Origin of the sequence: Aerococcus sp. HMSC23C02 (assembly GCF_001806805.1) — a bacterium.
GTDB classification, from domain to species: Bacteria; Bacillota; Bacilli; order Lactobacillales; family Aerococcaceae; genus Aerococcus; species Aerococcus sanguinicola.
The window spans coordinates 1-10,895 of the sequence record NZ_KV786059.1 but is presented as its reverse complement, the minus strand read 5'-3'; the positions used below and the strand labels follow the sequence as shown (position 1 = coordinate 10,895).

The following is a 10,895-nucleotide window of genomic DNA, read 5'->3' as shown; positions in this document are numbered from 1 at the left end:
GATGCGGGAGAAAGGGACCTCTGGAGCCAAAAGCTAGAGAAGACGGCAAATCTTCGACAGATTTTTGTGAAGAGGAGCCACTTCTGCGCGACCGAGCCTGACTAGGGTGTGAGGCCACAAGCCCAGAATAAAAATTACAAACATCGCACAGCTAAGCTAGCAGGACTTCCTTGCTAGCTTAGTTTTGTTACAGACTCAAAATCAAGTGATGTACTTTAAAAGACTTGAATTTTTTGTTAGGCTAAGCTTACAAGCTATTCGCAAGCTTAAGTTCTCACTTAGCATAAATATTCATTGAGGTGACCGCGAACATGGTGAATGAAACTATCTACCGAAAAGATGTCTTAATCATTTCCATACTAATTCAAGTGATTATCTTAGCTTTGTTTAAAGTATCTGGGATATCGCAGCTGGTTGACGTTAGCCTTCCCAATTTATCTCATGCATGCTTTTTATGTCATAAAATTCATCCAATACCATAGAAAGCATCGGCATAACTAAGGAAAGCTAGTAGCTAATGAGTTAATAAGAAAGACAGTAACAAGCTCCCAAATTTTGGCTTTAAAGTCTAAATTTGGGAGCTTTTTCAATAGTTAAGAGCCAAATTCAAAAGTGCAAAGTATGCCCATTAATACCATTTGGCTTAGAAGCTCTATCCTTCGTGGAATCCTTTTTATAGTGCCTGCTGCTTCATTTTTAGTTACGACTATTTAGCAATTAAAGAAAACTTATTTTATAAACAATTTATTTATGAGCAGGAGTGAAGCGTTGAAGTTGGTCCTTAGCCATGAACAAGCAAGTAAAGCGAATTACGGAACGTAGGCATCAGCCGTACGGTCCGTTTGAGATTTGCTAGGTGAGAGACCTTGGCTCGAGCCGGTGCCATGGCTCTATAAGGACCAAATTCAAAAGCGTAACGGATGCTCATCAATGCAATTCAGCTAAGAAATCCTATCCCTACTGGAGGGCTTTTTATAGTCCTTGCCCCTTCTTCTTGTTACAATGAAGCTAACTAACTGAGGAGGTTGTTTCTATATGAATACTGCAGATATTAATCCTAAGGGGATCGGTACGGAGCTCGGTTTGAAATTGGGCTGCGATGATGCCCCCATCAAATCGATTGAGTTCATTAATTACCGCTGTCCTTTTGCCCGGAAGTTCTTCCAGAGTAATTCCTACTTGCTGGATGAGTGGGTGGCAGCGGGTAAGTTGCAGCGGATTATCAAGTCTTACGACCGCGACAAGCATGAGCTCTCCAAGGCCAATATCCTCCACCAATACATTGACTACGACCGACCAGAGGAAGCTTATCAGATGATCCATTATTTCTATGCCAACCAGGATGTCTGGGGTGAGATGGACCATGATGGCGTTAAGGACTGGGTGGAGAATGTCGTTGGTCTGGAACGCCAAGATAATGAAGACATTGCCCAAGCCATCCGCCAAGAAGGGGAAGGCAATGGGGTGCGTTTCGTGCCAACCGTTTTCCTGGCTGGCCACATCTTAGATGAGCACGAAGACTACTTCACCATTCGCAAGTGGTTGCAAGAAGCCCTTGAAGACCAAGCACTAAAAAATTCCTTTGATCCTTCTGCCCTCAGCGACGCTAATGGCTTTGTCCTCGGTTCGGACCAGGCAGAAAAGACGGTCTACCAATTCATCGATCTCTACGAGCCGGAATCTGCGGCCTATGTTAAGGAAGCTTTCCCGATCTTACGCCAAGCGGTAGAATCCGGACAAATCCGCCTAGTGACCAAGATCTTTAGCCTGCGTCACGGTGGCGGCTACAAGGGTGAAGTGATGCAGCGTTTTATTGATTACCAAGATTCGGACAAGGCCCTAGACCAAGTCGAAGAGATTCTCAGTCGACGTCCAGAATGGGAGGCCTCTGACTTCGAAGGCGTTTTTAAGTTCGCCGAAGAAGAACTAGGCTACAGTTACCAAGGCAATCAAGAAGCCCTCAAGGCAGCCCATAAAGAAGGCCAAGCAGTCGGTGTTGAAGCCAGTCCTGCTGTCTTTATCGATGGTCGAGGCTTCCAAGCTGACCAAGCCCTAGCAGGCGTCCAAGATAAGCTATAAGACGAACAATAAAATAATATTTATCATAAAAGTTCGTTATTAACTGTAAAATATTCAAATAATTGTTGACAGTTTCGGAAGTTTGGGCTATCCTATTGAATAATCTAAAAAGGAAAAGGAGCGGATTAACACCATGTCGAACTGGGAAAATAAATTTGTAAAAGAAGGAATTACCTTCGATGATGTCTTACTCGTGCCTGCTGAAAGTGATGTCCTGCCTGATGAGGCGGATTTAGGGATCCAGCTATCTGACCACTTGAAGTTGAATGTGCCGATCTTATCAGCCTCTATGGATACGGTAACCGAAGCGGATATGGCCATTGCTATGGCGCGTTCTGGCGGTCTAGGTATTATTCATAAGAATATGACCATCGACCAGCAAGCAGAGGAAGTTCGCAAGGTGAAACGTTCGGAAAGTGGCGTCATTACCAATCCTTTCTACCTCTTCCCAGACAACCAGGTCCAAGAGGCAGAGGACTTGATGGCCCGCTACCATATCAGCGGGGTGCCTATCGTCAAGGATGAAAGCTCGCGTGAATTATTAGGGATCATTACCAACCGCGATATCCGCTTCGTCCGCGACCTGTCCGAACCGATCCACGAATACATGACCACTGAAGAAATGGTGACCGCTCCTTCGAATACGAGTCTGGAAGAAGCCGAAGCTCTCTTACAGAAATACCGCATCGAAAAACTCCCCTTGATCGATGACCAAGGCCGTTTGACGGGTTTAATTACCTTCAAAGACATTCAAAACGTTACCGACTATCCGAATGCCGCTAAAGATGCCAAGGGGCGTTTGATCTGCGGGGCCGCTGTCGGAGTGACCTCAGATACCTTTGAACGCGCCAAGGCCTTGGTTGAGGCAGGGGTGGATGCCATTGTGATCGATACCGCTCACGGTCACTCTAAGGGGGTCCTCCGCAAGGTCAAAGAAATCCGCGACCACTTCTCAGACGTTACCTTGATTGCTGGGAACGTTGCGACTGCTGAAGGCACCCGGGCCCTTTTCGAAACGGGTGTAGATATTGTTAAAGTTGGCATTGGCCCAGGATCGATCTGTACCACCCGGGTAGTTGCTGGGGTCGGCGTGCCACAACTGACAGCGATTTACGATGCTGCTGAAGTAGCCAATGAATACGGCAAGACCATCATTGCCGATGGGGGGATTAAGTATTCAGGGGACATTGTCAAAGCCCTGGCTGCAGGTGGCCATGCCGTGATGTTAGGGTCCATGCTAGCAGGAACGGATGAATCCCCAGGCGAGATTGAAATCTACCAAGGCCGCCGCTTCAAGACCTACCGTGGCATGGGCAGTCTAGGTGCCATGAAGAAGGGTTCGGCAGACCGCTACTTCCAAGGTGAAGTCAATGAAGCCAACAAGCTAGTTCCAGAAGGTATCGAAGGCCGGGTCAGCTACAAGGGCTCAGTCGTTGATATTATCTTCCAAATGGTCGGTGGTATCCGCTCAGGCATGGGCTACTGCGGGGCACACAATATTGAAGACCTCCGCCAAAACGCTCAATTTGTCCGCATGTCAGCCGCTGGTCTGATTGAATCCCACCCACACGACATTCAAATTACCAAGGAAGCACCAAACTACTCTCGGGGTTAAGTGTTTGATATAAAATTAATTTCCTTAATTAATCATCGACATTAAAGTGCAGAAAATAGATTAAAAACGTCTAGCTTCGTCTAGGCGTTTTTTCTTTATCTTATTAGGGAAGATGAGCGGATTGCTCGCCTTTAGCCAGTTGACATGTTAGGATGGAAGAGAAGTTGAACTTGTATTGAATTGAAGGAGGTTCCATAATTTATGGCAAAAATTGCAGCAATTATCACAGACCTATTCGAAGATTCAGAGTTTACATCACCTAAGGAAGCCCTCGAGGCAGCTGGTCATGGAGTAGTGACCGTGGGGCTCGAAGCTGGCCAAACCGTTACAGGTAAAAGTGAAGATACAGAAGTCGAAGTCGCTGTTGGCATTGACGGAGCCAAGGGTGAAGACTATGATGCCTTGCTCATCCCTGGTGGCTATTCTCCTGATAAATTGCGGGGCGATGAACGCGTGCTCGACTTTGTGCGTCATTTTGCTTTCAAACGCAAACCGATTTTCTCTATCTGCCACGCCCCTCAACTACTCGTCAACGCTGATGTTCTGAAGGGCAAGTCCATTACGGCTGTTAAACAAGTCGCTGTCGATGTGAAAAATGCGGGCGCCAACTTCTTTGATGAAGAAGTTGTCATTGATCCATCCGGTATTATCTCCAGTCGGACCCCAGCAGACTTAGAGGCTTTCAATAAAGCGATTGTCGATGCTTTGAAATAGGCTCTATATGAATAAAGAAAGGAGCAGGGCAGCCTGCTCCTTTTTCTTTGGGGTGCTGAGGGTGGAGTAACCCACACTCGGAAGCTTCGATTGGGGGTTGGCTATTTTCAAGCCACATTCGGCGGCCTTGTTTGGGGATTGGAAAGTGTCAACCCACAGTTAATCCCCTTGGTTGGGGGCTGGGGCTTGGCAACCCACACTCGAATGGGACAATTGGGGGTTAAAAGCTCCCAAGCCACAATCCGCCAGTCCGATTGGGGATTGGTCAAGTTGAGCGCCAGCCCTCACACCCTTTAGTCGGGTTCGGTCGCGCAGAAGCGGCTCCTCTTCTACCCGCGCTCCCTCACACCCTTCAGTTGGGCTCGCAAGAGCAGCTTTGGAGTGCTTTCGCAAGTCGGAAATGTGCAAGCCTAGCTTGCCCTTATCCCGACTTACTCCAAGCATCCAAAGCTAACCGCTCTTGCTCACACCCTTTGATTTAATTCTTTCTTAAGGAGATTTGTGGGTTTTCTTTAAACAATGCTAGGGATGTTTTGCTAAAATATAGGGGAGTGTGTTCTTAGTAAAGTAATAGTATGTAAATCATTTTTTGTGTAAGGGAGTGGCGAGATGAAGTTATTAATTGTAGATGATGATAAGGATATTGTTGAGTTATTGACGATTTATTCTAAGAATGAGGGTTACCAGGTGGTTCAGGCCTTTGATGGGGATGACGCCCTCAAGCAGATGGTGGATAATCCAGATATTGACTTGATGATCTTGGATATTATGATGCCGGGTAAGGATGGTTTGACCCTCTTGAAGGAGCTCCGGGGGCGGAATGTTGAGATTCCAATCCTCTTGTTGTCGGCTAAGTCCAGCGATATGGACAAGATTTCTGGCTTGACGACGGGGGCGGATGACTATGTGACCAAGCCCTTCAATGCCCTAGAAGTCATGGCCCGGGTGAAGTCCCTCTTGCGTCGGGCTAACTTGTCGGATGAGAATAATACCGATACGATTGAGATTGGGCCTTTGACGATTCATAAGAATTCCCATGAGGTGAAGACCATCGATGGGAAGGAGATCCAGCTCACAGCTTTAGAATTTGGGATCCTTTATCTCTTAGCTAGTCACCCGAATGAAGTCTTCAGTGCAGATGAGATTTTTGAGCGGGTTTGGCAGCAGGATTCGGTGGTGTCAGCCAAGACGGTTATGGTCCATGTCAGCCACTTGCGCGACAAGATCGGCAAGGCAACCAATGGTGATAAGGTTATCTCAACGGTTTGGGGTGTGGGCTACCGGATTGTTGATCCGACAGCTGACCAGGCCTAGTATGAATGGATGAAGGGAGGCCATTTCATGTACCATTCCAAACGAAGTAAATACCGCGTCTTCCTCGAAGTTTGTTTTGAGGCGGTGGTTTGGACAGCCATTCTTTTGCTGGGATATTTTGGCATTATGTTCGTTTTGATCTTTGCCTACGATTATTACTATGTCCAGATTATGCAGCAAAATCCCTTCTCCATTATTCTCCAACCCTATTTCCAACAAAACTTCTTTCTGGGCTTCACCCTCTGCTATGTGGTGATTGGCCTGGGAGCGGTGGCTTGGCGGATCTACCGGCGCTATCGGACGGTCCAATTAGGTTATATCTTGGACGAGCTGCATTTTATTTCTCAGGGAAACTATGACCACCGGATTTCCAGCAAGCACTTGGATTCGATGAAGCCGGTGGTGTCCTCGATTAACCGCTTGGTGGATAGCACGGTTGAGGCCATGGAGGAGGAGCGCCGGATTGAACAGTCCAAGGATGAGTTGATTGTCAACATGTCCCATGATATCCGGACCCCGCTGACCTCGGTGATCGGCTACTTGGGTCTCTTGGAGAGCGGCCACTATAACGATGAGGAAGAAATGAAGCACTATGCCCATATTGCTTATACCAAGTCCTTGCAATTGCAGCGGATGGTGAATGACCTCTTTGAATATACGAAGATTAGCCAGGTCAATATCCAGCTCAATGTCATGCCCATCAATGTGGTGCGGATGCTCCAACAGATGCTGGTTGAATTTGAGATGGAGGCGGAACAAGCTGGTCGCGAGCTCCGCTTGGATGTCCCAGAAGACCAGGAAATCATTGTCGATGTGGATCCAGAGCAGCTGGCCCGGGTTTTCTCTAACCTACTGACCAATGCCTTTAAATATGGTGGCGACGGTGACTATGTCCGTGTGGCGGTCAGCCAGGATGCTAAAGAGACCACTTTTGTCGTCGAAAATGATGGCGACCAGATTCCAGAAGAGGCCTTAGACCGGCTCTTCCAACGTTTTTACAGGGTGGATAGTTCACGGTCGCAAGAAAAATCCGGCTCTGGGCTAGGTTTGGCCATTGCAGAAGGGGTTGTCTTCCACCACCACGGCAAGATATGGGCTGAATCTGATAGCCATAGCACACGTTTTATTTTTAAAATTCCGAATCATTACCAGGAAGAGAGGTTGAATGGATGAATCTTGGAAAGAAGCTGAAAGTATTCAAAGTTGGTCTCGTATTGAGCTTGTTGTGGACGGTCTTGACGCCTAGTCTGGTACTGGCTGAGGACCAGGGAACAAGTTTGGATGATTTTTCGAGCCAACTCGCAGCCCAATTGAACTTAGAAGTTGACCAAGCAGCAGCCATGGACCAAGCGACTGGCCAGGCCCTCTTCCGCTACCAGGATGATAACTTGCACGGGATTGCTTCCTTGACCAAGTTGCTGAGCTTGTATGTGGTTTACGATGCCATCAAGGCTGGTCAATTAGATTTCGATACCAAGATTCCCGTCTCTGAAGGGGTGGCTGAACTCTCCCGCCTCCCCAACTTATCTAATGTCCCTCTGGATGCGTCAACGGACTATTACACTGCCGGCGACCTGATCGATGCCACCTTGATTTATTCAGCTAATTCAGCCATTGTGGCCCTGGCCCAATATGTGGCAGGGGACGAGGCGACTTTTGTGGAACAGATGGGCGATAAGTTGGAGTCCTTGGGGATTACAGACTATCAGCTCTATACGGCCTCGGGACTTGATGGCAAGTACCAGACCACTAATGGTGACCAGTACACCAGCCAGGATGAAAACCAGATGCGGGGGATTGACCTCTTGCGGATGACCCAGCACTTATTGAAAGACTATCCCGATATTCTCAAACGCTCGGCCGTTTCCGTTAAGGACTTCCAAGTTAACCCAGAGACGACTTTTCGAATGGTGAACTTCAATGAGTTTCTCCCGGGACTGGCTTATGGACGCGAAGATGTCTTGGGCTTGAAGACTGGGACGGAAGACTTGGCTGGAGCTTGCATCCTGATTGTTAGCCGGATCAACGACCGTCCAGTCTTGCTTTTGACCCTGGGAGCGAGCGATAATGAGGCCCGCTACCGGGAAACTAACAAGTTATTGAACGGTCTGCAGGACAATCTAGCTTGGACCCTCGTCCACCAAAAAGGGGAAGTCTTCGCTAGCCGGGACCATGTGGATGTCTACCAAGGCCGCCAAGACCAGGTGGATCTGCTCTACCAGGATAATTCAGCTGCCTTCTTGCCTCAAGGAATCGATTGGGGCCAAGAAAAGGTGGAATCTTATAGCGATAATTGGCGGTATACCCCCCAAGGGACCCTGCAAGTGAAGGCTCCGCTCGATCCTAGCCAGGCCGTTAACCAGGTGACCATCCACCTGCCCTTCCTTAAAGATGTGGAGGGCCAGGATATGGCCTTGACCAATGCCATTGTGCCGAGTGAAGAAGTGGAAAGTCTGAGCCCCATTGTCCGGGTGACCCGGCGCATGTCCCAGTTGATTGAATCCCTGGTGGACCAGGTGGAAGACTGGCTCGATACGCAAATTGCAAAGACAAATTGACATTTATTAAGAGAAAGATTATAATAGCATTAATAGATAAAAAGTAGGATTGTGACTAGTAAGTGATGGATAAGTTCAAGAGAGTCCGTGGTCGGTGGGAACGGATACTTGTTATCATGGAATCCACACAATCGCTGAGTGCGAGCCCGCAGATGGGTGAAGCATTTCCGGACAGACCGTTAACTGAAGAGTGCAGCAAGCATATAGTGATATGCTGAAGCAGGGTGGTACCGCGCAATAATGCCGAAACAAGCAGCTATTCCGTCCCTTTCTTAATCGAAAGGGTATGGAATAGCTTTTTTTATTTTAATTTTTTACACCAATGGAGGAGGAAGACCCATGATTGATATGCGTCAATTACGAAATAATTTTGAAGAAACAGCCCAATTGTTAGAGACTCGCGGGGTGAGCCGGGAAGAGTTGGGCCAAGTGATGGCTCTCGATGAAGACCGCCGTAAGCTCTTAGTCCAAGTTGAAGAACAGAAGAAAGTCCGCAATCAAACTTCTGAAGAAATTGCCCAGTTGAAGCGGAACAAAGAAGATGCAGATGACAAGATTAAGGCCATGCAGGAATTAGGCGAGGAAATCTCTAAGCTAGACCAAGAAGTCAAAGAGGTCGAAAACAAACGCCATGATATTTTAGCCCGCATTCCCAACCTGCCTGCAGAAGGTGTTCCAGTGGGGGAAGATGAAGACGATAATGAAGAAATCCACCGCAAAGGCGACCTGCCAGACTTTGACTTCACGCCTAAAGCCCACTACGAAATCGGTGAAGACTTAGGCATTCTTGATTTCGCAGCGGGGGGCAAGGTAGCTGGCTCACGTTTCCTCTACTATCGTGGGATGGGGGCTAAGCTGGAACGGGCCCTCTACAACTTCATGCTCGACCAACATGCTAAGGAAGGCTATATTGAAACCATCACCCCTTACCTGGCCAATGACCAAGCCATGTACGGGACTGGTCAGTTCCCTAAATTTACTGAAGATGTTTTCCAAATTGAACATGACGATCGCGACCTGACCTTGATCCCAACTGCCGAAGTGACCTTGACCAACTACTATGCAGGAGATATCATTCCAGGTGAAGAATTACCTATTAAGTTCACTGCCATGTCACCTTGCTTCCGTTCAGAAGCGGGGTCTGCAGGCCGAGATACCCGGGGCTTGATTCGTCTCCACCAATTCCACAAGGTTGAAATGGTCAAATTTGCTAAACCCGACCAATCCTTCGATGAACTCGAAAGCATGACCCAAAATGCGGAAAATATTTTAGAGATGCTGAAATTACCTTACCGTCGCATTGTTCTCTGTACCGGTGACATGGGCTTCTCAGCTTCTAAGACTTATGACATCGAAGTTTGGATCCCAGCCCAAGATACCTACCGGGAAATTTCATCATGCTCAAACTGCGTAGACTTCCAAGCACGCCGGGCTAAGATCCGCTACCGCGATGAGAACGGTAAACCACAACTCGCCCATACCTTGAACGGTTCAGGTTTGGCTGTCGGTCGGACCGTAGCAGCAGTCCTTGAAAACTATCAAAATGCGGATGGCTCAGTGACCATCCCAGAAGTACTCGTTCCTTACATGGGTGGCGTAACGAAAATTACTAAAGAGAATGCTTTAGGTTAGAAACTGAGTAATCAAACAAGTGAGAAGAGGTTGGGACAAAAGCCCCGGCCTCTTTTGTCATTTAAGACCTAGAAGTAGGTGAACGACCGAAAAGCTGTTACAATAGAAGTAAGTTAGCAAAGGAAGGTGATGCGATATGGCAGAAAAGAAAGCTATTTTTGCAGGGGGATGTTTTTGGTGTATGGTCCAACCCTTCGACCAATATCCTGGTATTATTTCGGTTGTATCGGGTTATACTGGTGGACATGTGCCCAATCCAACTTATCAGGAAGTCTGCCGGGGCAATACCGGCCACACAGAAGCTGTCGAAATTACTTACGACCCTGATGTAATTTCTTATGAAGACTTACTGAAGATTTACTGGCAACAGACAGACCCAACGGATGCTATGGGTCAATTCGTTGACCGGGGAGATTCTTACCGGCCAGTGATCTTTTATGCGGATGAAGAGCAGAAGCAAGCAGCATTTGATTCTAAAGCGGCACTCGAAGCCAGCGGACGTTTCGACGATCCGATTGTGACTCAGATTGAACCCGCCCAAACCTTTTATCCAGCAGAAGACTACCACCAAGATTTCTATAAGAAGAATCCCGAACACTACCAACGCTACCGTCGAGGCTCCGGCCGCCAAAGCTTTATCGACGAAAACTGGTAGGAGATCGAGTAAAGAGTGACAAAAGCTGCTAACTGGGCTTTTGTCACTTTTTTTATTTTTTCCAAGTAAAATTAAGAAAAAGACTTTACAAAGATCTAGAAAGGTGATAATATATTTCTTGTCCTCAAAAAGGCCGTAAGCAAAATAAATATTTTTTGAAAAAGCCTTGACGAAGACCTACGAGAAATGCTATGCTATAAAAGTTGTTTCTCAAGTAAACAAAAAAAGAATTTTTAAAAAGTTCTTGACATTTCGTTCTCGATGAGATATCATTAAATAGTTGTCTCAAAGAGAGACGAGATAGACCTTTGAAAACTGAACAAAGAAG

Annotated in this window: 9 protein-coding genes; 8 read left to right on the top strand and 1 reads right to left on the bottom strand. The window is 47.2% G+C overall.

Annotated features, from left to right (window positions below; all coding sequences use genetic code 11):
- The first annotated feature begins 1,035 nt into the window (after positions 1-1,035).
- The 3 genes from HMPREF3090_RS06355 to HMPREF3090_RS06345 all read left to right on the top strand — a co-directional run bounded on the left by HMPREF3090_RS06355 (position 1,036) and on the right by HMPREF3090_RS06345 (position 4,408).
- A complete protein-coding gene (locus tag HMPREF3090_RS06355; protein ID WP_067973738.1) occupies positions 1,036-2,079 on the top strand; it encodes a thioredoxin domain-containing protein in 1,044 nt (347 codons plus the stop codon).
- A gap of 133 nt (positions 2,080-2,212) precedes the next feature.
- On the top strand, positions 2,213-3,694 hold the full coding sequence (gene guaB, locus HMPREF3090_RS06350) for an IMP dehydrogenase (protein WP_067973742.1): 1,482 nt from the start codon (positions 2,213-2,215) through the stop codon (positions 3,692-3,694).
- Between the two features lie 201 nt (positions 3,695-3,895).
- Positions 3,896-4,408 (top strand): type 1 glutamine amidotransferase domain-containing protein, encoded by a 513-nt coding sequence (locus HMPREF3090_RS06345; protein WP_067973747.1) that lies wholly within the window; start codon positions 3,896-3,898, stop codon positions 4,406-4,408.
- A 159-nt stretch (positions 4,409-4,567) separates the two neighbouring features.
- Here HMPREF3090_RS06345 and HMPREF3090_RS06340 read toward each other — a convergent pair whose 3' ends face one another.
- Positions 4,568-4,852, bottom strand: coding sequence for a hypothetical protein (locus HMPREF3090_RS06340; RefSeq protein ID WP_070486194.1), 285 nt, complete (start codon positions 4,850-4,852; stop codon positions 4,568-4,570).
- Positions 4,853-5,017: 165 nt separating this feature from the next.
- Here HMPREF3090_RS06340 and HMPREF3090_RS06335 point away from each other — a divergent pair, with 165 nt between their 5' ends.
- From HMPREF3090_RS06335 to msrA, 5 genes are all read left to right on the top strand, one after another.
- Positions 5,018-5,722 carry a response regulator transcription factor gene (locus HMPREF3090_RS06335; RefSeq protein ID WP_067973754.1) on the top strand — a complete coding sequence of 235 codons (705 nt, stop codon included), beginning with the start codon at positions 5,018-5,020 and terminating at the stop codon, positions 5,720-5,722.
- A gap of 27 nt (positions 5,723-5,749) precedes the next feature.
- On the top strand, positions 5,750-6,895 hold the full coding sequence (locus HMPREF3090_RS06330) for a sensor histidine kinase (protein WP_067973758.1): 1,146 nt from the start codon (positions 5,750-5,752) through the stop codon (positions 6,893-6,895).
- Positions 6,892-8,280, top strand: coding sequence for a serine hydrolase (locus tag HMPREF3090_RS06325; RefSeq protein ID WP_067973762.1), 1,389 nt, complete (start codon positions 6,892-6,894; stop codon positions 8,278-8,280). The genes HMPREF3090_RS06330 and HMPREF3090_RS06325 overlap by 4 nt, the downstream gene beginning before the upstream one ends.
- A gap of 339 nt (positions 8,281-8,619) precedes the next feature.
- A complete protein-coding gene (gene serS, locus HMPREF3090_RS06320; RefSeq protein WP_067973765.1) occupies positions 8,620-9,912 on the top strand; it encodes a serine--tRNA ligase in 1,293 nt (430 codons plus the stop codon).
- Positions 9,913-10,048: 136 nt separating this feature from the next.
- The gene (gene msrA / locus HMPREF3090_RS06315; RefSeq protein ID WP_067973770.1) at positions 10,049-10,567 is read left to right on the top strand and encodes a peptide-methionine (S)-S-oxide reductase MsrA; all 519 of its coding nucleotides are present in this window, start codon (positions 10,049-10,051) and stop codon (positions 10,565-10,567) included.
- Positions 10,568-10,895: the final 328 nt, after the last annotated feature.